This window comes from Janthinobacterium sp. NKUCC08_JDC (assembly GCF_019345575.1).
Taxonomy (GTDB): Bacteria; Pseudomonadota; Gammaproteobacteria; order Burkholderiales; family Burkholderiaceae_D; genus Janthinobacterium; species Janthinobacterium aestuarii.
The window spans coordinates 1041058-1066980 of the sequence record NZ_JAHKQW010000001.1 but is presented as its reverse complement, the minus strand read 5'-3'; the positions used below and the strand labels follow the sequence as shown (position 1 = coordinate 1066980).

Genomic DNA, 25923 nt, shown 5'->3' with positions numbered 1-25923 from the left:
TGACTAACGCAGTCCGTGCATTTGCTGAGCCCGATTTATTTCATTCCGCCACCCCGGCTAAGGAGCTGCCCCAGCAGGGCTGGAGCCGGCAGGGGATCAGCCGGATCAGCCGATGAAAGAATCGAACTGCATGTCGAATTCCTGCAGCGCTTTCTGCGCATTCTGCATCTTCTTTCGGAATTCCGGTCCCCGTTGCAGGGCCAGGCCCACGGCCAGCACGTCGATCACGACCAGGTAGGCCAGGCGCGCGGAAATCGGGGTGTAGGGGTCGGTGTTGAAGACCAGGTCGATCGGGATCAGCACGGTCGCCAGGTCGGCCAGCGGCGTGCCCGATGGGGCCAGCACGACGACGTCGGCGCCGCCGCGGCGCGCCAGTTTCACGGAGCGGACCAGGGCGGGGCTGTTGCCGCGCTGCGAGATGGCCACCAGGCAGTCGCCGCCGCGCAGCAGGGCCGCGGCGATGCTGTGGATATTCGGATCGCTGTAGGCGACTGTCGGCACGCCCGAACGGAAGAACTTGTGCTGCGCGTCTGCCGCCACGATGCCCGACGTGCCCTGGCCATAGAATTCGATCTTGCTGGCGCGCGACAGGATGTCGAGCGCGCGCTGGATCGCTTCCGGATTCAGGTTGTTGCGCAGGTCGAGCAGGGTGTTGATCGAGCGGCTGCAGATTTTGTTCACCAGGTCGGCCGCCAGGTCATCCTGCGCCGGCTGCTCGTTCGCGCAGGGCATGGCCAGGGCCAAGCCCTGCGCCAGCTTCAGCTTGAATTCATGCCAGCCGTCATAGCCCAGGGTGCGGCAAAAGCGCACCACGGTCGGTTCCGACACCTGCGCGCTTTTCGCCAGCGCCGTGATGTTCTGGCTGACCGTCTGGTTAGGCTGGTCAAGCACGGCTAGCGCGACCTTTTTCTCCGACTTGGAGAGCGAATCGAGCTGGGTGCGGATGGAATCAAGCAGCATCAGGGTAGTTTTCTGGTAGGTGTTCAGGAGTGTGGGGATAATAGGTAAAGGGCCTGCCCATCTGCGGGCAGGCCCCTGTTTTGCCTGTTAATCCTCGGGTAATGCTTCTTCACGCCACTGCAAGCCATCGCGGCCGATCAGGGCGCTGGCGGCCGCGGGGCCCCAGGTGCCTGCCGTGTACGGAATCGGCGCGCTGTCGTTCTGTTCCCAGTTGTCGAGAATCGGCTCGACCCATTCCCAGGCCGCTTCCAGTTCGTCGCCGCGCATGAACAGGGTCAGCTGGCCGCGCAGCACGTCGAGCAGCAAACGCTCGTAGGCATCCATGCGCGGGGTCTTGAACGATTCGCGGAAATCGAGTTCCAGTTCCGCCGGTTTCAAGCGCATGCCGTCGCCCGGGGTTTTCGCCATCAGGTTCATGCGCAAGCCTTCGTCCGGCTGCAAACGGATCACCAGGCAGTTCGGCTGGAAGCTCGACGTGGGCTGGTTGAAGATCGAGTGCGGGATCTGCTTGAAGCGCACGACGATCTCGGCCAGGCTGTCGGCCATGCGCTTGCCTGTGCGCAGGTAGAACGGCACGCCGGCCCAGCGCCAGGTGTCGATTTCCGCCTTCAGGGCAACGAAGGTTTCGGTGCGCGAATGTTCCGGCGCATCCGGTTCGTCGCGGTAGCTCGGCACGGTGGCACCGTCGACGTGGCCGGCGCGGTACTGGCCGCGCACGATGTTTTGCGCCAGGGTGGTGGGCGTGAATTTTTTCAGCGAGCGCAGCACTTGCAGCTTTTCATCGCGCACGGCGTCCGGCGCGATCGAGGTCGGTGGTTCCATGGCGACGATGCACAGCAGTTGCAGCAAGTGGTTTTGCAGCATGTCGCGCAGCGCGCCCGAGGTGTCGTAGTAACCCATGCGGTTGCCCACGCCCAGCTTTTCGGCGATGGTGATCTGCACGTCGGAAATCCATTCGCGGCGCCACAGCGGTTCGAACAGGATATTGCCGAAGCGCAGGGCCAGCAAGTTCTGCACGGTTTCCTTGCCCAGGTAGTGGTCGATACGGTAGATCTGCGATTCCTGGAAGACCTTGCCCACTTCGGCATTGATCTGCTTGGCGCTGGCCAGGTCGCGGCCCAGCGGTTTTTCCAGCACCACGCGCGAATTCGGCGTCACCAGGCCGTTGTCTTCGAGGTTGTCGCAGATCAGCGCGAACAAATGCGGCGGCGTCGCCAGGTAGTACACGCGCGTCAGGTCGGCATCGCCGCGCAGCGCTTCGACCAGCGGCGCGTACGTGGCCGCATCGCTGGCGTTGAGCGACACATACACGATGCGCGCGCAGAATTTGCTCCAGGTGGCGGCATTCAGGGTGCTGGCCTTGATATGCGGGCGCGAGTTGGTTTCCACCATTTTCAGGAAGGCATCCTGGCCGCTGTCCTGGCGGCCCACACAGATGATGCGCGCCGTCGGCGGCAAATCGTTCGCGACGTCGCGCGCATACATTGCAGGCAACAACTTGCGCATTGCTAAATCGCCGCTGCCGCCAAACAGGACCAGGTCAAAATCGGTAAGTGCCATAAGTGAGTGTCGTCGCAAAAGTAAAAGGGCCGGAACGGGGAGGAAGCCGACCGGAAGTGCCAGTCTGTCGCTACTATAATCGGCGGTGTAAATTTACTACGTAGAACAGGCAATTGCAAGAAATTTTACTACATTCCAACGGCTGCCGTCGCCATTTTGCCCTGTATGCCTGCCAGCGGTGCCGGCATGGTCATTATATGCCGTTCGCTGGTCTTGATAGGCTATCGCGATTTGCACGCGGCGTTTCAAAGTAACCATGGTTGCCAGGGAAATTTCTAGTTCTCTACGTCATCATTTGCGCTGTAGCAACAGGCAAAGCAAGAAATGCTGTCAGGATCGCCGTTGGCAGCGTAAAGTAGCTTTGGAGAAAGTAAAAAACCGTATAATTCAAGCTCGAATCGATAGCAACTATTGGTTGTAAGAAATTGTACGATACATACTGCACCGCTAGCGCCGGCCATGCCCCGAACCCGCCATCCGACGTCCATGCGACGTGCAGTCCGCACTGTCCGCCGCATCAGGGGCAGGCGAATTAACTTTACAAGACGGCTCAAGGGGACACAATGAATTCAATGCAGCAAGATGTCGATGAACGCACCAGCCTGACAGGCAATAACAAATTCGAACTGTTCCTGTTCAAGCTCGGTACCAGTGATCACTCGACCAGCCGCGAACTGTTCGGCATCAATGTGTTCAAAGTCCGTGAAATCATGGAAATGCCGGCCATCACGGCGGTGGCCGGTTCGCACCCGCACATGCTGGGCGTGGTCAATATCCGTGGCCAGATCGTGCCCGTGATCGACTTGCCAATGGCCGTCGGCTGCAAGAGCAGCGGCTTGAAGATCCTGATGGTGACCGAATTTGCCCGCTCGACACAGGCGTTTGCCGTGGAAGAGGTCGACGAAATCGTGCGCCTGGAATGGAATCAGGTGCTGTCGGCCGAGTCGAGCGTCGGTGGCGGCCTCGTCACCAGCATCGCCCGCCTCGATGGCGATACGGACAAGACGCGCCTGGCGCAAGTGCTGGACGTGGAGCAAATCCTGCGTAACGTGCTGCCGTCGGGCGACCCGGACGTGGACGAGAACAGCATCGGCCCGCAAGTGCGCTTGCCGGCCGGCGCCGTGATCCTTGCGGCCGACGATTCCTCGCTGGCCCGCTCGCTGATCGAAAAAGGCCTCGAAGCGATGGGCGTGCCTTTCATCATGACCAAGACGGGCAAGGAAGCGTGGGAACGCCTGCAGGCCATCTCGGCCCAGGCGGCCACCGAAGGCAAGACGGCGAAAGACAAGGTCGCGCTGGTGCTGACCGACCTGGAAATGCCGGAAATGGATGGTTTTACCTTGACGCGCAACATCAAGAACGATGGCCGTTTCTCCAACATCCCCGTGGTGATCCACTCGTCGCTGACGGGCTCGACCAACGAAGACCACGTCAAGGGCGTGGGCGCCGATGGCTATGTGGCGAAGTTTGTGGCGGCTGAATTGGCCGAGACGATCCGCAAGGTATTGTCGCGGTAATCCGGCGCGGCCATGGTCAACACTGTTGTCGGATTACGCGGGCCTTCGTCCCGCTAATCCGACCTACGCCGTTGCGCAAGAAAAAGCGCCGGACCCTCGCGGGTGCCGGCGCTTTTTCTTGCTGGCAAACGATTACGGCTGGTCCGCCACGCCTCTGGGCACGTGGCAGTCCGGTAGGTCGGATTGGCGCAGCGACGCTGCGCGTAATCGACGCCGCCACGGTCAACAATGGTGTCGGATTACGCCTGGTAAGCTGTTTCCGGCTGGCCCGCCACGTCCACGCGCACGGACAGCACGTGGCCCGTCAACGGGTAGTCGGCGATTTCGGCGGCGGAGCGGTTGTGGCTGGCGCTGGTGATGTACAGGGTGCGCAGGTCGGGGCCGCCGAATGTCACCATGGTGGGGCAGCGCACGGGAACGGTGATTTCGCCCAACAGATGGCCATCGGGGGCGAAGCGCAAGATCTTGCCGCCTTCAAACATGGCCGACCAGTAATTGCCTTCGCTGTCGACGGCCGCGCCATCGGGGCGCCCGCCGTAATCAAACGCTTTCTTGTCCGTGGAGAAACGCTGGAACGGTTGTGGCTCGGAAATGGCACCCGTGGCCGCATCGAAATCGAAGCGGTCGATGCGGTGCGTGGTGGTATCCGAATGGTACATGGTGCGCTTGTCCGGGCTGAAACCCAGGCCGTTCGACACGGTCATGCCGCCCGACCAGACCTTGCGTACTTGTCCCTTGTCCAGCACGAACATTTCCGCCGCGTCGGCGCTGCGCGGCTCGAAAATCGTGCCGACCCAGAAACGGCCTGCCGGATCGACCTTGCCATCGTTGAAGCGCGTGGTGCTCATGTCGAACGGCGCCGGGGCGATTTCCGCCAGGCTGCCCGTCTTTGTGTCGAGGTGGGCGAAACCGCTGCGCAAGGCCACGATCAGGCCGCCGCCCGCATTGATGGCCAGCGCCGACGGTTCCGTCGGCATATTCCATTGCTCATGCTTGCCGCTGGCCGGGTGCAAGCGGTGCACGGCGCGGCCATCGATATCGACCCAGTACAGGGCCGCTTCCTTGCCATGCCATAGCGGGCATTCGCCCACTTGCATGGGCTTGTCGCTCACTACTTTGATTTCGTAAATATTCATAAACCTCAATTAAGTTAGTACGCCGCCTTGGCGGCTTTCGCCAAGGCAATCAAGCCATTGGTCGAGCTGTCGTGGTGGTCGGGACGGGCTTCGCCCGTCAGTTCGGCCTGGATTTTCTTGGCCAGCACCTTGCCCAATTCCACGCCCCACTGGTCGAAACTGTTGACGTCCCACAAGACGCCCTGCACGAAGGTCTTGTGTTCGTACAGCGCGATCAGGGCGCCCAGAGTGGTCGGGGTCAGCTGGTCCATCAGGATGGTGTTGCTGGGGCGGTTGCCGGGGAAAGTCTTGTGCGGCACCAGCGCTTCGATCTCGCTTTCCGGCAAGCCTTGCGCCTGCAAATCAAGGCGTACTTCCTCGCCCGTCTTGCCCGTCATGAAGGCTTCCGACTGGGCGAAGCAGTTGGCCAGCAAGGCGTCGTGGTGGCCCGGCAAGTCGTGCGTGGCACGCAGGGCGGCGATGAAATCGATGGGCGTGATGTCCGTGCCCTGGTGCAGCAGCTGGAAATACGCGTGCTGCGCATTCGTGCCGCAATCGCCCCAGATGACGGGACCGGTCGGCACGCCGACGGGCTGGCCATCCTTGGTGACGCGCTTGCCGTTGCTTTCCATGTCCAGCTGTTGCAAATAGGCGGCAAAGCGGCTCAAGTCCTGGTGATACGGCGCGATGGAAACGGAGCCGCAGTCGAGGAACTGGCGGTTCCAGAAACCGACCATGGCCAGCACGACGGGCATGTTCTGTTCCAGCGGCGCCTGGCGGAAATGCTGGTCCATTGCATGCGCGCCGGCGAGGAAATCGCTGAAGTATTCAAAGCCGACGGACAGGGCCACGGCCAGGCCGATCGACGACCAGACGGAATAGCGGCCGCCGACCCAGTCCCAGAACGGGAACATATTGTCCGGCGAAATGCCGAAGTCGACGATGGCTTGCGTATTGGTCGAGACGGCCACAAAATGCTGGGCCAGATCCTTTTCTTCGCCTTCGAGCAGGAACCAGGCGCGCGCCGTGTTGGCGTTGAGCATGGTTTCAGCAGTAACAAAAGTTTTCGATGCCACGATGAACAGCGTCGTTTCCGGATCGACTTTGGACAAGGTCGCTTCCATGTCGTGACCGTCGACGTTGGAAACAAAGTGCATTTCCAGGCCCGGGTTGGCGTAGGAGCGCAGGGCCAGGCACGCCATTTTTGGGCCCAGGTCCGAGCCGCCGATGCCGATGTTGACGATGTCGCAAATTGGCTTGCCCGTGTAGCCGAGCCAGCTGCCATTGCGCACCTTGTCTGTAAATGCCTTGACGCGTTGCAGCACATCTTGCACGTCGGCATCGATATCCTGGCCATCGACGACCAGCTTGGTGCCGCGTGGCGCGCGCAAAGCCGTATGCAGAACGGCCCGATGTTCGGTAAGATTGATTTTCTCGCCAGTGAACATGGCTTCGCGCTGCGCTTCCACGCCGCGCTCGCGGGCCAGGTCCATCAGCAGCGCCATGGTGGTGGCGTCGACCCTGTTTTTCGAGTAATCGAGCAGCAGGCCGGCCGCATCGACGGTCATGCTGGAAAAGCGGGCGGGGTCGGCCGCGAACAGCTGGCGCAGATGCACGTCGCGCAGGCTGGCGCTATGCGCTTGCAGGGACTGGAAACTGGCGGTGGCGGTGATGGCAGGAGTAGGTGCTGGCTGGCGCATGGCGGTCGGCTTGGGTGCTTGTCGGTTGAAAGGAGCGCGGCGCGTTCGTCGTGGCGAACAGCGGATCCGGCATTGGTATGAGAATAATACATCAGAAAAACGTAATTTCACTACAGTTTGTGACGCGAAGCGGATTTTGTTGTGCTTTTTTTAGCGATGGCACGCGTGACATATAAGAGCCACGTTGACAGGCGCGGCTACGCGATATTGCCCGGGTTTGCCTTGATACGCCGCAATCTGTCGCTTATTTGTGTTGCTGGCCCATGCAAGAGTGCTTCTTCTTTAGCATTTTGTAGTAAAATTTCACGAAATACTCATTTTTAAGGAAATCCATATGGCGCTGCATCCAGTAGTCGAATCCGTAACAGCGCGCATCATCGCGCGCAGCCGGCCATCGCGCGGCGCCTACCTGGCGCATCTGGATGCGGCCCGCATCCAGGGCGTGCAGCGCGGCGCCCTGTCGTGCACCAACCTGGCGCACGGCTTTGCCGCCTTTCCCGCCAACGACAAGCTATCGCTGAAGGAATACAAGAAGCCGTCCGTGGCCATCGTTTCCTCGTACAACGACATGCTGTCGGCGCACCAGCCTTTCGAAGGCTTCCCGCAGATCATCAAGCAAGCCGTGCGCGAAGTGGGCGCTGTCGCCCAGTTCGCCGGCGGCGTGCCTGCCATGTGCGATGGCGTGACGCAAGGCCAGCCGGGCATGGAACTGTCGCTGTTTTCGCGCGACACCATCGCCATGTCGACGGCCGTGGCGCTGTCGCACAATATGTTCGACGCCGCCCTGTACCTGGGCGTGTGCGACAAGATCGTGCCGGGCCTGTTGATCGGCGCGCTGCACTTCGGCCACTTGCCAGCCGTCTTCGTGCCGGCCGGCCCGATGACGTCGGGCCTGTCGAACAAGGAAAAAGCCCAGGTGCGCCAGTTGTATGCGCAAGGCAAGGCCACGCGTGAAGACTTGCTCGAAGGCGAATCGAAAGCCTACCATGGCGCCGGCACCTGTACCTTCTACGGCACGGCGAACAGCAACCAGATGCTGATGGAAGTGATGGGCCTGCACATGCCGGGCGCCGCCTTCATCACGCCGAACACGCCGCTGCGCGATGCGCTGACTGTGGCCGCCTCCCAGCGCGCCGCCGCCATCACGGCGCAAAGCGCCAGCTATTTGCCGGTTGGCCATATCGTCGACGAAAAATGTATCGTCAACGCCGTCGTGGGCTTGCTGGCCACGGGCGGTTCGACCAACCATACCTTGCACCTGGTGGCAATCGCCAAGGCGGCCGGCATCGTCATCGACTGGAACGATTTCAATGAACTGTCGGCCATCGTGCCGATGCTCACGCGCATCTACCCGAACGGCGACGCCGACGTGAACCATTTCCACGCGGCCGGCGGCACCGGTTATTTGATCCGCGAATTGCTGGACGCGGGCTTGCTGCACGAAGACGTCAACACCATCCTGGGCCACGGCTTGCGCGCGCACTGCATGGAGCCGTTCCTCGGCGAAGACGGCAAGGTCTTCTGGAAAGATGCTCCAGCCGCCAGCGCCGACGAAAACGTGCTGCGCCCGGCCTCGAATCCGTTCGCACCGGACGGCGGCATGGTCCTGGTCGCAGGTAACCTGGGCCGCGCCGTGATGAAGGTCTCGGCCGTCAAGCCGGAGCACCGCACGGTCGAAGCGCCTGCCCTCGTGTTCAATTCGCAGGAAGAATTCATGGCCGCCTACAAGGCGGGATCGCTGGACCGCGACTTTGTCGCCGTGCTGCGCTTCCAGGGCCCGCGCGCCAACGGCATGCCGGAACTGCATGCGCTGACGCCGGCGCTGGCCAATCTGCAGGATGCGGGCCGCCACGTGGCGCTCGTTACCGATGGCCGCATGTCGGGCGCGTCGGGCAAGGTGCCGGCCGCCATCCACGTGTCGCCAGAGATTCTCGCCGGCGGCCCGCTGGGCCTCGTGCGCGACGGCGACATCATCCGTCTCGACGCCTTTACCGGCGTGCTTGAGGCGCTGGTGCCGGCCGACGTCTGGCACGCGCGTTCGCTGGTTACCGCCGACCTGTCGCCGAATCACATCGGCATGGGCCGCGAGCTGTTTTCCATGTTCCGTTCCACCGTCAGCGCGGCGGAAGAAGGTGCCACCACCTTCGGCCTGCCGTCGCCGATTCCCACCACCGTCGCCTTGCACGACGCCGACAATGTCGGTGATACCGTACCGGGTTCCGATGAAGACTTTTTGGCTAGGAAATAAGAGATGACCATGACACTACTGGAAATTATGCGCACATCGAGCGTGATCCCCGTGATTGCGATCGACGATCCTGAACACGCCGTACCGCTGGCGCGCGCGCTGGTGGCGGGTGGCATCCGCGTGCTGGAAGTAACCTTGCGCACCAAGCATGGCCTGGAAGCGATCCGCGCCATGTCGGAAGTACCGGGCGCCATCGTCGGCGTGGGCACCTTGACGCGTCCCGAGGAATTCGTGCAGGCGCGCGATGCGGGCGCCGTCTTCGGCGTGTCGCCAGGCCTGACGTCGGCCCTGGTGGCGGCGGCGAAAAGCAGCGGCTTGCCCTTGCTGCCAGGCGTGATGACGCCGGGCGAAGTGATGGCGGCGCGTGAAAACGGCTTCCAGCAGCTGAAACTGTTCCCGGCCGTGCCGGCCGGCGGCATCGGCATGCTCAACGCCATCTACGGCCCGCTGCCGGACGTGACGTTCTGCCCGACCGGTGGTATTTCGCAAGAGACGGCGTCGCAGTTCCTGGCGCTGAAAAACGTCGCCTGCGTGGGCGGTTCGTGGCTGACGCCAAAAGACGCGATCGCGGCCGGCAACTGGGACCGCATCACGGAAATCGCCAAAGCTGCCAGCGGCCTGCGCTCCGCCTAGTCGTACCTGACATAAGCTACTGCGCGTCGCGCTTTGCGGCCTGCGATGCTCACCGTACTAGAGTACGGTTGCGCTTCTTAGCCACAAATCGCTGCCGCTCGCTACGCTTCTGTCAGGTACTTGCAGTTATAGTACTCGGCAAGCTCCCATGCTTGCCGCTTCTTTCTTCTGACGGAGTGCCATGCGCGTCTTGCGCCGCCCCCTCACCATCGGCGAAACCGCCATGGCCCGCAGCGTCTTCCAGGGCGCCATCGACTACGCGCGCGTGCGCGTCGTGCGCGGCTCCTTTCTACCGTTCGGCTTGCAGGATCAGAACACGGCGATGACGCCGCGCGGCAGCCTGCACTTCATGCCGGCCCAGTACCGCGACGATTTCTCGCGCGAAGGCAACAGCGGCAAGCTGTTCTTCATCCACGAAATGGTGCACGTGTGGCAGTACCAGCTTGGCTACAGCGTGCTGCTGCATGGCGTGCTGCTGGCGCTGCGCGGCGGCTACATCGGCCAGCGCGCCTACCGCTACGATGCGCAAGCGGGCGGCGTCCTGTCCGACTTCAACATGGAGCAGCAGGGCGACATCATCGCCCACTACTTCGGCGCGCGCCAGCTGGGCATTCCTGCCTACGTGGCCAAGCTGCCGCAGCTGCAGGATATCCTGCAAGGCTTCCTGATCAATCCCGCCGACCGGCGCCTGCTGCCGCGCTGATTTCACCGTTACTGCGCCAGGTTCGATGCCAGGCGCACGTCCGGCGCGCGCAGGCTGGCCGGCGCATCCTTGCCCAGCAAGATACGCAGGTCGGCGCCCGCGCCCACGCCGCCGTCGTCCGCCGCCTGCAGCTGCGGCATGCCGCCCAAGGCCAGGGCCAGGGCGGCCGCTGCCTCGGCGTGACCGGGGCGGTAGACGATGCTGCTGGCCTGGACGCCGTACGGCCGCTGGTTGCCCAGCCGCAGCACGCTGATGCCCATGCCGCCCAGCATGCCGCGCATGCGCGCCGCCATCCCCGTTGCGCCATTGCCGTTGATGACTTCCAGCCGTGGCAGGGTTGCCACCGGTGCCACCTGTTTTGCCGGCGCTGGCAAGGCGGCGTGCGCCGCCACGGGAGTGTCGCGCCAGCTCAGCGTGAAGATATTCGGCTGCGATTGCGTCAGCTGCAGGCGGCTGGCCGGCGCCGCTGGCGTTGGCGCCGGGGCCAGGTCGGGCGCGATGGTCTCCGCGGTGGCATCGACCGTGCTGATGCTGCGCGCCAGCGCCGCGATGGTGAGATCCAGATTGGCGCGCGCCGGCTGCTGGCCGTTGTCGAGCTGCAGCGACTGGCGCAGCACGCTGGCCGCCTGGGCATAGTCTCCCTGCAGGTACAGCACGTAGCCGAGGTTGTTGTAGGTCCTCGCCGTCGGCGCCTCTTGCGCCAGCGCCTGCAGCATGCTGCGCGCCGTTTCCAGCTGGCCCAGCTGCGCGTGCAGCACGGCGGCGCCATTGCGCGCGTCGGCCGAGTCGGGCGTCAATAGCAGGGCTTCGCTGTACGCTGCCATCGCCGCGCGCGGGTCGCCCAGTTCCTGCATGCGCTTGCCCAGCTTGCAGAAAGCGGCGCTGCGGGTGGCGGGGCTGTCGTCGATGCGCGCCTGGGGCGGCGCAGCATGGTTGCTCTGAGTGGCCGGACCGGGCAGGTGGCCGCAGGCGGGCAACAGGCCGGTGCAGGCGAACATAAGCATCAGGGTGGTGTGCTGTGACATGGCGGTTCTCCGGTCAGCTGCCGCTGCCCATGCTGGGCAGGAGCACGCGGTAGATTTGCAGGAAGGCTGGTCCCATCAGGACGACCAGCAGCGAAGGGAAGATGAAAAAGATCAGCGGGAACAGCAGCTTGAGGGCGATCTTCGCCGCTTCTTCCTCGGCCAGCTGGCGGCGCTTCGTGCGCAGCTGGTCCGACTGCACGCGCAGCGAGGCGGCGATGCTGGTGCCGAAGCGCTCGGCCTGGATCAGCATGGCCACCAGCGCGTCGACATCCTCGACCCCCGTGCGCAGGGCCAGGTTGCGCAGCGCCCGTTCCTTGGTGTTGCCGGCGCGCAGTTCCAGCATCACCAGGTGCAATTCCTCGGCCAGCACGGCGCTTTTCAGGGCGATTTCGGCCGCCACCCTGGCCAGCGCCGCATCCATGGCCAGGCCCGCTTCCACGCACACCGTCATCAAGTCCAGCGCATCGGGAAAGCTTTCGAAGATATCGCGCTGGCGCCGCTTGATCATTTGCGCCAGCACGATATTGGGCAGGTAGTAGCCGATGGCGGCCACGATCAGCAGCCAGAACAAGAGAGCTTTGCCCGCCATCTGGCTGCCTGACGCGCTCAGTCCCAGGAACAGCAGCAGCGGCAGGCCGATGGCCAGCATGGTCTTGGCGGAAAAGAACAGGATGGGCGCCGATACCTGGCGCAGGCCGGCATTCATGAAGCGCCGGCGCATCACGGAGCCTTCCCAGCCCTGGTCGGGCAGCGACAGCTTGGCCAGCGGGCCGCTCAGGCGCACCATGCGCGCCAGCCAGGGGCTGGGCGCGGAGGCGCCAGGCGCGGCCGCGCTCTTGCCGGTGGCGTTGTCCATGCGCTGGCGCAGGGGATCGGGGGCAAAGCTGCGCATGGCCACCAGCACGGTGCCGAAGACGGCGATGAAGAGCAGGGCGAGAAAGGCGAAATGGACGGGATTCATGAGGATTCTCCTTGCGGGCTCAGACACGGATGCGGATGATATTGCGCATGACCAGGATGCCGCACACCATCATCACCAGTGCGCCGGCGAGCATCTTGCGTCCGCCTGGATCGACGAACAGCATTTCCAGGAATTGCGGATTGGTCAGCTGGATCATGGCCGCCGCGCCGAAAGGCAGCAGCGACAAAATCCAGGCCGACAGCTTGCCTTCGGCCGACAGCACGCGCACCTGTCCCAGCAGCTTGATGCGCTCGCGGATGATGCGGCTGATGCTGTCGAGCAGCTCGGCCAGGTTGCCGCCCGTTTCGCGCTGGATCAGCACGGCGATGACGAAGTAGCGCAAGTCCGTGCTGGGCACGCGCGTGGCCAGGTTCATCAGCGCATCCTGCATGGCGATGCCGAAATTGACTTCATCGAAGGTGGCGCGAAATTCCACGGCCAGCGGCGCGTTCATTTCATCGCCGACCATCTTCAGGGCGGTGGGGAAGGCGTGGCCGGCGCGCAGGGCGCGCGCCATCAGGTCCAGCGCATCGGGCAATTGCTGTTCGATGCGCTGCAGGCGCTTGGCCTTGGCGCGCAGGACCACCAGCAGCGGCAGCAGGGCCGCGCCGGCCACCAGCGGCAGGAGCAGCAGCCACGGCACGCTGAAGTAGCTGAGCAGCAAAAACGCGGCGCCGGCCGAGGCCAGCATCACGCCGGCGAAACTGGCCACGCTCCAGCTCAGGCCCGACTGTTCCAGCAGGCGGTCGAGCGCATGCACGCGGGGCACGCTGAGCAGCACGCGCTGCAGGGACGGGGTGTCGCTCAGCAGGCGTTTCTTGATCATCGAACTGCCCGCGTCGCCATGCGCGCCGGCCGACATGATGCGCAGGCGGCGCGCGACCCTTTCCGCTTCCGGGCCGCGCGAGGTATTCCACGCCAGGTACACGCCCTCGATCAGCAGTACCACGGCGATGAAGGTGAGGATGGCGAATACGTAATAGAGATAGTCCATGATGCTCCCCTTAATGGTACTGGCGGGCGGGATCGAACAGGGTTTCCGGCAGGCTGATGCCGAAGGCGCGCAGGCGTTCGAGGAAGCGCGGCCGCACGCCGCTGGCATGGAAATGCCCCTGCACCGTGCCGTCCTCGCCGATGCCCGTCTGGCGGAAGGTGAAGATTTCCTGCATGGTGATCATCTCGCCTTCCATGCCCGTGATTTCCTGGATCGACGTGACCTTGCGCTTGCCGTCCGTCAGGCGCGACACCTGCACCACCACGCTGATTGCTGAACTGATCTGCTGGCGCATGGCTTTCACGGGCAGGGCCGCGGAGGCCATGCTGATCATGTTTTCCAGCCGCGTCAGCGCGTCGCGCGGGGTGTTCGCGTGGATGGTGGCCATCGAGCCTTCATGGCCCGTGTTCATGGCGCCCAGCATGTCGAGCGCCTCGGCGCCGCGCACCTCGCCCAGGATGATGCGGTCGGGGCGCATGCGCAGCGCGTTGCGCACCAGCGCCCGCTGCGTCACTTCGCCCTTGCCCTCGATATTCGGCGGGCGCGTTTCCAGGCGCACCACGTGCGGCTGCTGCATCTGCAGTTCGGCCGCGTCCTCGATGGTGACGATGCGCTCGGCCGTGCTGATGAAGCCGGAAATCGCATTGAGCATCGTGGTCTTGCCGCTGCCCGTGCCGCCCGAGATCAGAATGTTGACCTTGGCCTTCCCCAGCGCCTGCAGCGTGGTGCTCATTTCCTCCGTGAGGCTGTGCTTGAGCAGCAGGTCGGCCAGGCGCAGGGGCTGGGCTGAAAAGCGCCGGATCGACATCACGGGGCCGTCGATGGCCAGCGGCGGGATGATGGCGTTGACGCGCGAACCGTCGGGCAGGCGCGCATCGACCATGGGACTCGATTCGTCGATGCGGCGGCCCACGCGCGAGACGATCTTGTCGATGATTTTCATCAAATGCGCATCGTCGGTGAAGCAGACGTCGCTCAGCTCAAGGCGGCCATGGCGCTCGACATACACCTGGCGGTAGGTGTTGACGAGGATATCGGAGACGCCGGGATCGGCCAGCAGCGGTTCGAGCGGGCCGAAGCCGAGCACCTCGTCCTGGATGTCGCGGATCAGCGAGCGCCGTTCCAGCTCGTTGATCACCACATTGTCTTCCGTGAGCACGTCGCTGACGAGGATTTTCAGCTCTTCGCGGATCTGTTCGCGCGACAGGCGCTGCATGCCTTCCAGGTCGACGCGGTCGAGCAGCGCCTGGTGGGTGCGGTGCTTGAGCTGCTGGTAGCTCTGGCTCGATGCGCCCTGGTGCGCGGCATCGTCATTCAGGCTGGCGTCGTCCTGGGCATAGCCCAGGCGGTCCCGCAGGGTGAGTTTTTCGACAGTCATGATCGGTCTCCGGTAAATGTAGGGGGATCAAGCGCGCGCCAGCAGCCGCGAAACCCAGCCTTGCGCGGCGGGCGGGGTTTCGCCGGCCATGCTGGCGGCCAGCTCCTGCAGGGCGCGCGAGACGGCGTTGTGCGGCGTCAGCTTGAGGATGGGCACGCCCTGGCTCACTGAGGCCGCCACCGCTTCGTAGTGGTTGGGGATGGATTTGTAGACGTGCTTGCCATATGCCGCTTCCAGGTCGGCCACGCGGATGCTGTCGCTGCTCGCATAGCGGTTCAGGATCAGGCGGATCTTGTCTTCGCGGTAGCCGAGGCCGCGGAACACGTCGAGCAGGCGCTTGCCGTCGCGCACATACGGCAACGTTGCCTGCAGCACGGGGAAGATCAGGTCGGCCCGGTCCAGCGCGCGCACGCTGACGGGATCGAGGCCGCGCCCCACGTCGAGCAGGATGTAGTCGTACTGGCTGCGCGCCAGGGTCAGCAAACGGTCGATATGGTCGGCTTCGACGTCGGCCGCGTGGGCCGGGTCGTCGGCGGCGGCCAGCACGCTGTAGGCGGGCGTGATCTGGATCATGCTGGCGCTCAGCAGCGAGGCGTCGAGGCGCACGATCTGCTGCGACAGCTGCGACAGGGTGGTGGCCGGCTTGTGGTCCGAGACGAACAGGGCGGCGTCGCCGAACTGCAGGTTCAGGTCGAACAGCGCCACCTTGCGCTGTTCGCCGGCGGCCAGCGCGTAGCCGAGGTTGGCGGCGATGAAGGTGGCGCCGCTGCCGCCCTTGCATGAGACGAAGGCCAGCACCTGGCCCTTGCGCGTGACCTGCTTCTGCAGTTTTTCCTCGATGCGGCGCAAGGCGGCGCACAGGGCCGCGTCGTCGTCCGGCTGCAGCACTTCGCGCACGCCGGCGCGCATCGAGCGCAGCAGGAATTGCGGACTTTGCTGCGGGCATTGCACGATGATGGCCAGGCTCGGATGGCGTCCGCCCAGCAGCTCGAGCTGTTCCAGCTCCGCCTCGCCCGTCTGCTCCTGCTCCAGCAGCAGCAAGTCCGGCGTGACGCCGTTGTCGAATACATCGGGTATGCTCGCCAGCAGGGTCACGCGGTCGGCCGTGCTGCGTTCGCGCAGCAAGCGGGTCAGCCGTTTGAGCTGGGCTTCATTCTTCGAGACGATGACGATATTCACTTGGTACTCCCCGGTAAAAGTGTTCGGTAAAGGCGTTCAGTTGATCTGGAAGCCCAGGCTTTCGGCGTGCATGACCACGACCGAGGCTGGTACGGCAATATTGAGAAAACCGAACAGGCTGACCATCGGCGTGTAGCTGACGTTGTCGATCGAGACGCGCACGCTGTCGATGCAACTGGCCGTGCGCGTGATGTCGCCGCAGGCCGACAGGTTGTCGCCCGGGTCCGTCGGCGGCAAGGTCACTTCGGCGCCGCTCTTGTTCAGGTAACGGATGGTGATGTTGGCGGCCGTCAGTTCCGGCGCGGCAGGCAGTGCCGTGCCGCCGAACAGGGCCAGGGTCTTGATGGCGTCGGTCTCGTCGACCCAGCGCACCACGGCTTCGCGCGCGGCGCGGCGGCTCACTTCCTGCACCGTGTTGTACAGGTACAGCATGCGGCCAAATTCGAGGATGCCGAACAGCAAGGTGAAAAACAGCAGCGACACCAGGGCGAATTCGACGGCGGCGGCGCCGCGCTGGCGCCCGGCTGGAGGAGGTGATGAAAGGCGGTGGCGCATGGCGTTCCCCTTACAGCATGTAGCGCATGGTGGTGCGCGGCGAGAGCGGCGTGGCATAGCTGCTGGCCGCGCCGATCACGAAGGGCAGGTACTGGCCCACGGACAGCGTGTAGTTGACGACTTCGACGCGGATGCCGCCCGGCGCCGTGCCATCGTTGCAGTTGCTGTCGTTGAACGCCGCGTCCAGGCAGGTGACCGTCACGTTGGCCGTGGTGAAGTCGCTGATGCCGGCGCTGAGGGCCGCATCGACCACCGTCTGCCTGGCCGCCGGCACGCCCTGCGAGGCGATGCCGGCCTTGGCCTTGACGGACATGTTGCGCGCCGCGTCGCGCGTGGCCTTGGTCAGCGCGTCGTAATACCAGAAGGCGCGGCCGAAGCCGAAGATGCCTGCCAGCAGGGTGATCAGCAGGGCCAGCACGATGCCGAATTCGACGGCGGCGCCGCCGCGCTGCCTGAGGGGGGAGTGGTGGATACGCATGGCCGCCTCACTTGTAGAGTTTGATTTCGGAATTCGGCACGGGCTCGATCAGGCCCGCGAATTCGACGTCGAGGCGCTTGGTGCCGCCGCTGAAATCGGCCTTCATCGTCATGAAGAATTTGCCGATGCCGACCGCGTTCATGGTGCCGCACGAAGCGGGTCCCACGGGCGCCGTACGGCAGTCGACCAGCACCACGTTGAGGATGCGCCGGTTGCGCTGGCCCGGATGGGCCGGCGAAGGCGCCTGGAACGTGGGCCCGCTGGTCTGGTTGTACGGCGAAGGCGGCGTACTGGCAGGAAAGCCCGCGCCGGGGCTGACGGGGTAGCTGGCCGTGTCGAAGTAATTCGCCTTGGCCGTGCTGTACATGGGGTTGGCGTTGCCGTCCGCGACGCTGTAGGCCGTGCCGGCCTTGGCCGGGGTGGCGCCATTGCTTTGGTAGGCGGGGCCGTAGGACCACAGCACGCCGTAGCCGGAGAACTGGGCGAACGTGGCCGATGGCGCGGGAACCGTGCCGGCCGACGGCAGCTGGTAATTCGGCTTGTTGCCGGCCAGGCTGACGGGCTGCTGGCTGGGCAAGGTGCTGGCGCCCGGTTCCATCCAGCTGGCGGGCGGCGAACTGGCGGCGGTGGCGGCGCAGGGCGACGCGGCGCCCACGCATGGATATTCCTTGATGTTGGTGTCGGGCGGCGCCGTCGCGGGGTCGCACACGGACGGGCCGCCGTAATCGTCGAAGCGGGAATTGAGCGAGGCGGCCAGCGACGCCGTCAGCCCTGTGTTCGTGTAGACCTGGCCCGTGCCGCTGGTGATGACGGCGCTGCTGCCCGTGCACATGAATGGCGCGGTGGAGGCGGCGCTCGCGTGCGAGGCGCTGCAGGTGCCGGGCGGGGCGTCGACGGGATTGATCAGGTAGGGATCGGACGGGCCGCCCAGCGGATTGAGGCCGAACAGGTTGTAGGTGACGCCGCGGCGGAAACCGAATTCCACCAGTTCCGTCAAGCCCGTGCCGGCCGGCGCGGCCGGATACGTGTATTGCGCCGTCTTGTTGGCCGGATCGACGGCGCACACGCCGATCGGCGTGACGTCGTTGACGAAGCGGCCCGCCACGGCCACGCCCGAGGTGCTGGTGCTGGCGATGCCGGCGATGCCCATCAGGTAGGTGGCGAAGGTCTTGCTGCCCGTGTCGACTCGGATGAAGGTCTGGCCCTGGGGACTGGTGCGGGCGCTGGCGCCGGACGACCAGGGGCCGTCCGGGCTGGGGCCGAACTCGATGTTGGTGGCCGTGATGGTCAGCGCGGTGGAAAAATCGTAGCGGTTCTTTTGCGCGATGGCGATGGCCTTGGCCTGCGCGTTGTCGATGCCGTCCGCGCTTTGATTGAGTTCCACGGCGCCGGCCAAGGCGGCGCTGTCGGCGCCGTTCTGCAGTTCCGCCTTGGCGATGTACAGGTGGCCCAGGTCCAGCACCAGGCCGCCCATGGCAAACAGCACCACCAGGGTCAGCCCCAGCACGATGGCGATCGCGCCCTGCTGCTTGTCGTGCCTGCGAAATGCGGTGTTCATGGCTGTCTCCTGGTGGCCTGGGGGAAGTACATCGCTGAACTGGCGCCTACTGGCGTCCGCCCACGCCGATGGTGAAGACATTCGGTTGCGGTTCCGGCGCCGCAAACGATTTCTGGTAGCGCTGGTAGGCGCTGACGCCGGCCTTGCCGTCGATGCCGCTGACGGGGTTGGCATTGCGGTAGGCGTCCGGATACATGATCTGTTGCGCCTTGAGCAGGGCCACCGATTCGCCGAAGTGCGAATCGAGCACGGGCGTGGTGGTGGCGGCGCAGCCGGCCAGCAGGACCAGCAGCGACAGCAGGGTGGCGCAAGGCAGGCGATGTGCGGTTTTCATGGTGTTCTCCTATTTGAGGTCGAAGCCGGCGGCAGGCTGGGGCGCGGCCGCTTGCGGCTGCATGGGCGCTGGTGCCGGTGTCTGTGCCGCTGCGGGCGCGCGCGCCGGTGCGCTGCCTTCCATTTTTCCCTGCATGAACATGTCGCCGCGCGTCGGCTGGATGTAGCCGTCGGTGGGAAGCTTGTAGTCGGGCGGCAGCGGCTTGACCAGGTGCGGCGTGATGATGAAGACCAGTTCCGAACGGTCCGTCTGGAAGTCCGTGCTGCGGAACAGGGCGCCCAGCACGGGCACTTCGCCCAGGCCTGGCAGGGCCTTGATATTGCTGGTCACGTTGTTCTTGATCAGGCCGCCGATGGCGAAGCTCTGGCCGTCGAACAGCTGCACCGTGGTGGTGGCGCGCCGCGTCGTAAACGATGGCAGGATGGCCGTGGCCGAGATGCCGGTGGCCGTGATGCCGATGCCGTCCTTGTTCAGGTCCGACACTTCCGGCGCCACCTTCAGGTTGATGCGTCCCCCTTCGAGCACGGTGGGCGTGAATTTCACGGCCACGCCGAACTCCTTCTCTTCCAGGGTGATGGTGGGCACGCCGTTATTGTTGCTCTGGCTGACGGGGATGAATATCTTGCCACCGGCCAGGAAGCTGGCCTCCTGGCCGCTGATGGCCATGATGTTCGGTTCGGCCAGCACCTTGATCAGGCCATCGCGTTTTTGCGCGTCGAGGTTGAAGAAGTTGTTCTTGCTGGCGCCGCTCAAGCCGCTGGGATTGTTGCTGAGCAGGCTCGACAGCAGCGAATACGACCAGCTGCCGATGGTCTTGTTGATGCCCAGGCTGGCGCCCAGCTGGTCGACCAGCACCTTCGACACTTCGGCCACTTTCACTTCCAGCATCACCTGCTGCGGCGCGGCGATCGACAGCAGGTTGATCACGCGCGGCATGTTCGCATCGGGCGTGGCGGCGGGGGCCGGAGCGGAAGCGCCTGCGGCTGCGGCTGCGGCGGGTGCTGCGCCCGAGGCGGCGCCGCCGCTGCGGGCGCTGCGCTGCACATAGGCGTTGGCCAGCGACAGGGCCTGGTCGGCCTTGACGACATCGCTGACCATGCCCGACAGGATCAGGGTGTCGCCCGCCACCGTGACGTTGATCTTTTCGTTCGGCAGCAGTTCGGCCATGCGCGCCTGCAGGCTGCTGCTGTCGATGCCGACGGCCAGGTCGATGATGGTGGCGTCATTGCTCTTGTTCCACAGGATCAGGTTGGTGGTGCCGACGGAACGCCCCAGCAGGTAGACCTCGTTGGGGTTAAGCAGGATGACGTCGGCGATGCGCGGGTCGCCGACGGACATGCGGCTGGCTGCGAACGGCAGGCGCATCAGGGTCGACTTGCCTTCGGCCAGGCTCATTTGCGGCGCCATCTCGGTGCGGCCGGCGCGCGATTCGCTTTGCGGCGGCGTGGCCTTGGGCCGGGTGGTGGCGCGGCTGCTTTTGGCTGCCCCGGTGTCGGCGGCAGCGGCGGTGGCGGCGACGGGTTCGCCGCGTGCCTGGGGCGCCAGGGCGCCGATCATGGCGAGGGCAAGCGCCAGGCTGAGTACCCGGCTTCCGCTTGCTGTGCAATATGTGCTCATGGCGTGACTCCTCTGGTGCAGGTTAGAATTGTTGGGAGCTGCGTTCCAGCCCCTTGATGACATCGACCTTTGGGCCGGCCGTTGGCGCGGGTGCGGCGGCGGGACGGCGGCGTGGCAGCGGCTTGGCTTGCACCATGGCGGCGGGGGCTGCCATGGCGACTTTTTCATCGAGCAGGCTGGACTTGGTGGCGCCTTCCGTGTTGACGGGCTTGTCCTCGATCTGGTTGCGCAGCACCAGTGACAGGGTGCCCACGCTGCGTGCCAGGTCGAGTTTTTCCGCCTGGTCCGGCGTCAGCTCCAGGGTCACGGCGTTGACCACCTTGGGCTTGGTGTCGTCGCGGCTCGATTCCTGGGCGATGGCCAGCACGAGGATGCGTTCGAGCACGATCTTGGAAATGTTCGGATCGCGGTCCGGCGTCTTGCGGGCCCCTTCGCCCTGGGTGTTGACGAGGATGTCGACGAAGTTGCCGGGCAGGGCGAAGCCGGCCACGCCCACCACATCGTTGACGCGCACGGTCATGGCGCGCTTGCCTTCGGCGACGACGGCCGACAGGCCGCCTTGCGTGCCGGGAGGCGCCAGCTTGCCTTCCATGATCGGTTCGCCGTGCTGGATGCTGGTGCGCGTGACGCGCGTTTCCAGCAGTTTCGGATCGTTGATGGCGCCGGGTGGCAGCGCGTTCGATGGCCAGTCCACCATGCGCACCATGTCGGGCGTCAGGCGCGCGCCCAGGCTGATGTCGACCTGGGCCACGGCCACCTTGTTGATGTTGCCCGAGGCTTGGGCATTGATCCAGCGCGCGGCCACGATGACCGCGGCGAACGCCAGGATGACCGCAATGGCCATCATCGTCAGAGCGCGTGCGTTTCTCATTTTGCTTCCCCTTTGTGCTGGACCGCTTCCGGTCCGTTATGTGTGCTTGCAAGGTCGTCATCGCTGCCGAAATAGTTTTTCCATGCCCACAGCAGCCCTTCCGGCGACAGCTGCGCCGCGTGGTCTTCATAGCGCGCCTGGTCGCAGATCTGCGCGAGGATGTCGCGTGGATAGCAGGCCAGCAAGGGCCGCCCGTACTGGCTGTGCAGGTGCAGCAGATAGGTGTAGGAGGCTTCGTCGAAATTGATGCCCAGCTGGGCGCAGGTGCTGCGGAACACGGCCAGGTAGTGGTAGGCGGTCAGGGGTCCCACATGGATCTTGTAGCCGATGCGGCGCAGGAAGGAATCGTCGGCCAGGTGCTGCGGCGCCAGGTTCGACGAGAACACGACGATGACGTCGAAGGGCACGGGGAACTTGTAGCCCGTGTGCAGCGACAGGTAATCGATGTGGCGCGCCATCGGCACGATCCAGCGGTTCATCAGCTCCACGGGCGAGCAGCGCTGGCGGCCAAGGTCGTCGATGATGAAGATGCCGTTGTTGGCCTTCAGGTGCGGCGGCGCCTGGTACAAACGGGTGCCCTGGTCGAATTGCAGGTCCAGCATGTCGAGCGTCAGCTCGCCGCCCGTCAGCACGGCGGGACGCTCGGCGCGCACCCAGCGCGGGTCGGACGGCACGGGGCCGCCGCGCGACACGGTGTGCAGCATGGGGTCGAGGAAGGGCAGCACTTCGCCGTCGACCATTACGGCATGCGGCAGGGCGATGGCGCCGCTGAGCAGGCCGTTCAGGCGCTCGGCCAGGTAGCTCTTGCCGCTGCCGGCGGGGCCGTGGAAGAACAGGGCGCGCCCGGAATTCATGGCCGCGCCCAGCTGGTCGAGCACGGCCGAACTGGCCACCACGTTGCGAAATTCGCGCTGCACGTCGTCGCGGGTGACCTGCATGTCCGCCACGCTTTGCGCCAGCACCTGGTTGCTGTAATCGGCCAGGGTGACGGGAGCGGGACCGCTGTAGGCATTGCGGCGCATGTATTCGGCGGCGCGCAGGCGGCCCTGGTCGCCCAGCAGATAAGACAGGTCGGCGTCGGTGCCGCTGCCGCCGTTGCGGCGCGCTTCGCACAGTTTTTCGGCGCGCATGAAAGTGAGCAGCGGCTCGAGCACGCCGGCGCCCAGTTTCACGTGCGTCGACAGGGCGGGCAGGCCGATCTGGCCGCGCTGGAAGAGTATCTTGACCAGCAGTTCTATGAGGAACAGGAAGGGCAATCCCGTTTCCTCGACCGTGCGTGGCGCGCGCTTGGCGGCCGGTTCGACGCCGCCGCCGTCGCTGCGTTCTGGATAGGTGTCAGGCATGATGGATGCTCCTCGCTCGGGTGGCCGGATATCAGAAAATGAAGGGCAGCAGGCGGTACTTCACCTGGCGCATGTAGACGCGATAGCGCACGTCGGTGGACAGGAAGCGCTCTTCGCGCAGCAGGCGCATCACCATCATCGTCATCGTCGCCACATAGATGATGGTGTTGGCGAGCGAGGTATTGGCCAGCAGGTAGCCGCTCAGGGAAATCAGGTAGCTGGCATACAGCGGATGGCGTACCACGCGGTACACGCCACCCGTCTTGATCTCGCGCTGCGCCGCCACCAGGCCGAAGCTGCGGTTCAGCGACAGCAGGCCGGCGATCTGCAGCAGGCTGCCGACGGCCAGCAGGTAGCGCGCGCCTGGCCAGATGGCCATGTCGGCTGGCGCGAAGAGGAAGGGGGCGAAGGTGGCGCCGATGGCCAGCAGCCAGTCGCCCGCATCGGTGGAAACGCTGACGGGGGCCGAACGCACGATGAAGAACAGGGCGGCCAGGGTTTCGGCGACGCAGAACAGCAGATAGCTCCAGTCGCCGCTGTGCAGATAACCGACCACGTGGGCACTGGCGAAGAACGCCCACAGGCAAGCCATGGCGATGCTGGTGAGCAGGCTTGCGTGGCGCGAGTGGCAGAAGGTGGCGAGGGTGTCCATGGTCAGTTCCTATGGTGGCGGGTCGTCGGAGCGGCGCGTTTCAGCGCAAGCTCCACAGGTGGGTGTAGTGCAGGAATACCTGCAGCAGGGTGCCGCTGGCAATGGCGAAGGCGTAGGCCAGCTTGCCGGTGGCGGGCGGCGGTTCGGCGATGGTGGCGGCGCCGCCGGCAAGGCTGTGCAGCAGCGCGCCCAGCATCATGTGATAAGTGTTTTTCAGCACCTGGCGCAGGCGCTGTCCCACCAGTGCGGCGGCCAGGGCCAGCACGCCGCCGCACAGGAAGGTCAGCAGGGCCGCTTCGAGCACGGCGTCGGGGCCGAGGAAGGCGCCGCACATGGCCATCAGCTTGACGTCGCCGGCGCCCAGGGCGCGCAGCAGATACATGGGCAGCAGCAGGGCCAGTCCGGCGGCGGCGCCGGCCAGCGCCTGCAGCAGTCCCAGGCCGCCGAAGGCCGCGTCGAACAGGCCGGCGCCCGATGGCACGAAGCTGTTCAGGATCAAGCCCGCCAGGGTGCCCCACAGCACCAGCCGGTTCGGGATGCGGCGCGTGCGCAGGTCGTGCCACAGGGCGGCAGCGAGCAGGGTGGCCAGCACGACCAGGCACAGCAGCATGGGCAGGTGGGCGTTCATGATGTCAGTCCTTCCTTGCCCATGCAGGGCGCCGTGGCCATGTGCACGGCCGGCGCCGCGGCCTGGCTGCCCAGCAGCCGTCCCACCAGGTGCCACACGAGCGCCGCGCCGGCCGCGCCGACATAGCCGTCGAGCGCATAGTGCCAGCCCAGGTGGATGGAGCCGAGCAGTATCAGTACGGCGAAGGCGGACAGGGCGATGCCGGCGGCGCGGTTGACGTTCCAGCCCACGATGGCCATCAGCACGGCCGTGGCCACATGCATGCTGGGCATGGCGGAGATGCCCAGCTCGCCGTTCGCGCCCTTGCTTTGATAGCCTTGCCACAGCATCTCCTGCACCTGCAGGGCCCAGACGGGGACGTGCCCGTTGGCCTCATGCAGGTAAGCCATCAGCGGCGCATACGGGTCGCTGGCGTGCAGGTGGCCGTAGTAGCAGGGGCCGACCGAGGCAAACAGCACGGCCATGATGCTGCCCAGGACGATCCACGTCAGCGCAAAGCTGAGCAGGAACTGCATGCGCAGCAGTGGGCGCCGGGTGTCGAGGATGAGCCAGTACAGGATGGCGTAGAACAGGAAGAACCAGAAGTGGTAGCTGAAGTTGAGCAAGCCCGTGACGAGCGGGTGGCCCAGCAGCGGCTGCAGCCTTTCCCACGGCGCCATGCCGCCATGCAGCGCGACGTCCCAGGCGGACAGGGTGGCATCCCAGGTGTAGGGGTGCAGGCGCGGGATGGCGCCCTTGATGACGGTGAAGCTGGACGCGAAGACGGGGATCAGCAGCATGGCCGGCAGCGCGTGCAGCAGGCGCTCGTTGCTCAGGTAGCGGCGCAGATCGTGGTACAGATAATGGCACAGGCGGTGCGGGCGTTTCATCACCATGACGTGGATGGTGTAGCCGCACAGGATGAAGACGGGGCCCGTGAGGATGGCCACGAGGAAGCCGGTCAGCACGTTGAGGATGTCCGCTGCGCTGGGCAGGCCGCCGGCCAGCAGCATCGCCGCGGCGGCGTACGGCAGCACGATCAGCAGCAGGGCGCGGTGGGTGCGCAGCGAGAGGCGCAGGGTATTCATGACAGGGCCAGGACCACTTGGTCCTTGACGTAGACAAACAGCAGCTTGACCTGGTCGCCAAGCACGGTGATCGTGATGACCAGCACGACCGCGATCAGGCCCGCCAGCAGCGCGTATTCGATCGCTGTGACGGCGGACTCGTCGGATACACGGCTGAAGAGAGATTTCACGATGGGCCTCGCTATGCGTCGTCAAGGTGGGTGTGCCGGGGGAGACTGGAAAGCGTAGTCCGGGCCGGCGCAGGGCCGGTCCGGACAGCACCGCATCAGTTCGCAGCGGTGAGCTTGGTGCCGATGGTGCTGAAGGTTTTTTTCAGCTGCGTGCCGACGATGGTGATGGCGGCGATGATCACGACGGCAATCAGGGCAGCGATCAGGCCGTACTCGATTGCGGTGACGCCATCTTCTTCGCGGATAAAGTTTTTGATGAGGTTCATGACAACTCCTGGTGTGGTTAAGGTACGGCGGTGGATGAAACGGCATGACGGTGTTGCTTCCTGCTGCTACGACCTGGCGTTCTCATGGGCTTTCGCCCAGTGCCAGCAGTCCGATGATGCATACCACCGCCATGAGGGCCGCCACCAGGGCATAGCGGTAGAACGCAGCCTTTTCCTTGCCCTGCAAATAGGTGATCAGGGCTGTCGGAAGATACTTGTCAAGGCGCATGCTGTGCTCCGTGTCGTGGTGGGCCGTGCGGTGATTTGCACTCCGGTAAATCCACTATAGAAGTTGGCACCTTGATCTACATCAGAAGAACATCCTTTTATTGCAAGGAGGAACTGCTTGTTTTTTTCGTGACAATTGTCATGGTCGAGTCTGGCGCGCAGGCGGGCGCAGGGGCGCAGGCC

Annotated in this window: 26 protein-coding genes; 4 read left to right on the top strand and 22 right to left on the bottom strand. The window is 64.8% G+C overall.

The window, feature by feature from the left end; genetic code table 11:
* Positions 1-105: 105 nt before the first annotated feature.
* Positions 106-960, bottom strand: coding sequence for an SIS domain-containing protein (locus KO538_RS04915; protein ID WP_219327612.1), 855 nt, complete (start codon positions 958-960; stop codon positions 106-108).
* Between the two features lie 87 nt (positions 961-1047).
* Positions 1048-2520: a glucose-6-phosphate dehydrogenase gene (gene zwf / locus KO538_RS04910; RefSeq protein WP_034750861.1), complete on the bottom strand. Its 1473-nt coding sequence runs from the start codon at positions 2518-2520 to the stop codon at positions 1048-1050.
* 563 nt (positions 2521-3083) lie between these two features.
* Here zwf and KO538_RS04905 point away from each other — a divergent pair.
* Entirely contained in the window at positions 3084-4037 is a 954-nt protein-coding gene (locus KO538_RS04905; RefSeq protein ID WP_034750860.1) for a chemotaxis protein, read from the top strand.
* Positions 4038-4276: 239 nt separating this feature from the next.
* Here the strand turns inward: KO538_RS04905 and KO538_RS04900 are convergent, their stop codons facing one another.
* Together KO538_RS04900 and pgi are read right to left on the bottom strand one after the other, a co-directional pair.
* Positions 4277-5173, bottom strand: coding sequence for an SMP-30/gluconolactonase/LRE family protein (locus tag KO538_RS04900; RefSeq protein ID WP_219327611.1), 897 nt, complete (start codon positions 5171-5173; stop codon positions 4277-4279).
* 14 nt (positions 5174-5187) lie between these two features.
* The gene (pgi, locus tag KO538_RS04895) at positions 5188-6852 is read right to left on the bottom strand and encodes a glucose-6-phosphate isomerase (protein ID WP_219327610.1); all 1665 of its coding nucleotides are present in this window, start codon (positions 6850-6852) and stop codon (positions 5188-5190) included.
* A gap of 334 nt (positions 6853-7186) precedes the next feature.
* Here pgi and edd point away from each other — a divergent pair, with 334 nt between their 5' ends.
* The 3 genes from edd (at position 7187) to KO538_RS04880 (ending at position 10436) form a co-directional block, all read left to right on the top strand.
* Positions 7187-9100, top strand: a complete 1914-nt coding sequence (edd, locus tag KO538_RS04890) for a phosphogluconate dehydratase (RefSeq protein ID WP_072455326.1) — start codon at positions 7187-7189, stop codon at positions 9098-9100.
* A gap of 3 nt (positions 9101-9103) precedes the next feature.
* Positions 9104-9733 carry a bifunctional 4-hydroxy-2-oxoglutarate aldolase/2-dehydro-3-deoxy-phosphogluconate aldolase gene (locus KO538_RS04885; RefSeq protein WP_128142236.1) on the top strand — a complete coding sequence of 210 codons (630 nt, stop codon included), beginning with the start codon at positions 9104-9106 and terminating at the stop codon, positions 9731-9733.
* 181 nt (positions 9734-9914) lie between these two features.
* Positions 9915-10436 carry a hypothetical protein gene (locus KO538_RS04880; RefSeq protein ID WP_034750855.1) on the top strand — a complete coding sequence of 174 codons (522 nt, stop codon included), beginning with the start codon at positions 9915-9917 and terminating at the stop codon, positions 10434-10436.
* An 8-nt stretch (positions 10437-10444) separates the two neighbouring features.
* Here KO538_RS04880 and KO538_RS04875 read toward each other — a convergent pair whose 3' ends face one another.
* From KO538_RS04875 to KO538_RS04790, 18 genes are all read right to left on the bottom strand, one after another.
* The gene (locus KO538_RS04875) at positions 10445-11461 is read right to left on the bottom strand and encodes a LytR C-terminal domain-containing protein (protein WP_219327609.1); all 1017 of its coding nucleotides are present in this window, start codon (positions 11459-11461) and stop codon (positions 10445-10447) included.
* Positions 11462-11474: 13 nt separating this feature from the next.
* Entirely contained in the window at positions 11475-12422 is a 948-nt protein-coding gene (locus tag KO538_RS04870) for a type II secretion system F family protein (protein ID WP_219327608.1), read from the bottom strand.
* 19 nt (positions 12423-12441) lie between these two features.
* Positions 12442-13416, bottom strand: a complete 975-nt coding sequence (locus tag KO538_RS04865) for a type II secretion system F family protein (protein WP_219327607.1) — start codon at positions 13414-13416, stop codon at positions 12442-12444.
* A 10-nt stretch (positions 13417-13426) separates the two neighbouring features.
* Complete coding sequence (locus tag KO538_RS04860) at positions 13427-14794, bottom strand: CpaF family protein (RefSeq protein ID WP_034750845.1); 1368 nt, start codon at positions 14792-14794, stop codon at positions 13427-13429.
* Positions 14795-14821: 27 nt separating this feature from the next.
* The gene (locus tag KO538_RS04855; protein ID WP_034750836.1) at positions 14822-15973 is read right to left on the bottom strand and encodes an AAA family ATPase; all 1152 of its coding nucleotides are present in this window, start codon (positions 15971-15973) and stop codon (positions 14822-14824) included.
* 36 nt (positions 15974-16009) lie between these two features.
* Positions 16010-16528, bottom strand: coding sequence for a TadE/TadG family type IV pilus assembly protein (locus tag KO538_RS04850; protein ID WP_219327606.1), 519 nt, complete (start codon positions 16526-16528; stop codon positions 16010-16012).
* 10 nt (positions 16529-16538) lie between these two features.
* Complete coding sequence (locus KO538_RS04845) at positions 16539-17006, bottom strand: TadE/TadG family type IV pilus assembly protein (protein ID WP_034750833.1); 468 nt, start codon at positions 17004-17006, stop codon at positions 16539-16541.
* A 7-nt stretch (positions 17007-17013) separates the two neighbouring features.
* Entirely contained in the window at positions 17014-18564 is a 1551-nt protein-coding gene (locus KO538_RS04840) for a Tad domain-containing protein (RefSeq protein ID WP_219327605.1), read from the bottom strand.
* Positions 18565-18610: 46 nt separating this feature from the next.
* A complete protein-coding gene (locus KO538_RS04835) occupies positions 18611-18898 on the bottom strand; it encodes a hypothetical protein (protein ID WP_034750828.1) in 288 nt (95 codons plus the stop codon).
* Between the two features lie 9 nt (positions 18899-18907).
* The gene (locus tag KO538_RS04830) at positions 18908-20515 is read right to left on the bottom strand and encodes a type II and III secretion system protein family protein (RefSeq protein WP_034750819.1); all 1608 of its coding nucleotides are present in this window, start codon (positions 20513-20515) and stop codon (positions 18908-18910) included.
* Between the two features lie 22 nt (positions 20516-20537).
* Complete coding sequence (cpaB, locus tag KO538_RS04825) at positions 20538-21386, bottom strand: Flp pilus assembly protein CpaB (RefSeq protein WP_034750816.1); 849 nt, start codon at positions 21384-21386, stop codon at positions 20538-20540.
* Positions 21383-22729: an ATP-binding protein gene (locus KO538_RS04820; RefSeq protein WP_200873010.1), complete on the bottom strand. Its 1347-nt coding sequence runs from the start codon at positions 22727-22729 to the stop codon at positions 21383-21385. Before KO538_RS04820 ends, cpaB begins: the two co-directional genes overlap by 4 nt.
* Before the next feature lie 31 nt (positions 22730-22760).
* Entirely contained in the window at positions 22761-23381 is a 621-nt protein-coding gene (locus KO538_RS04815; protein ID WP_034750813.1) for an isoprenylcysteine carboxylmethyltransferase family protein, read from the bottom strand.
* 40 nt (positions 23382-23421) lie between these two features.
* Positions 23422-24009, bottom strand: a complete 588-nt coding sequence (locus KO538_RS04810; RefSeq protein ID WP_257620155.1) for a prepilin peptidase — start codon at positions 24007-24009, stop codon at positions 23422-23424.
* Positions 24006-25076: a phosphatase PAP2 family protein gene (locus tag KO538_RS04805; protein ID WP_051991106.1), complete on the bottom strand. Its 1071-nt coding sequence runs from the start codon at positions 25074-25076 to the stop codon at positions 24006-24008. Before KO538_RS04805 ends, KO538_RS04810 begins: the two co-directional genes overlap by 4 nt.
* Positions 25073-25246, bottom strand: coding sequence for a Flp family type IVb pilin (locus KO538_RS04800; RefSeq protein WP_080698528.1), 174 nt, complete (start codon positions 25244-25246; stop codon positions 25073-25075). Before KO538_RS04800 ends, KO538_RS04805 begins: the two co-directional genes overlap by 4 nt.
* A 95-nt stretch (positions 25247-25341) precedes the next feature.
* Positions 25342-25512, bottom strand: a complete 171-nt coding sequence (locus tag KO538_RS04795) for a Flp family type IVb pilin (RefSeq protein WP_070303472.1) — start codon at positions 25510-25512, stop codon at positions 25342-25344.
* 82 nt (positions 25513-25594) lie between these two features.
* Entirely contained in the window at positions 25595-25741 is a 147-nt protein-coding gene (locus KO538_RS04790) for a hypothetical protein (RefSeq protein ID WP_161781479.1), read from the bottom strand.
* Between the last annotated feature and the right edge of the window lie 182 nt (positions 25742-25923).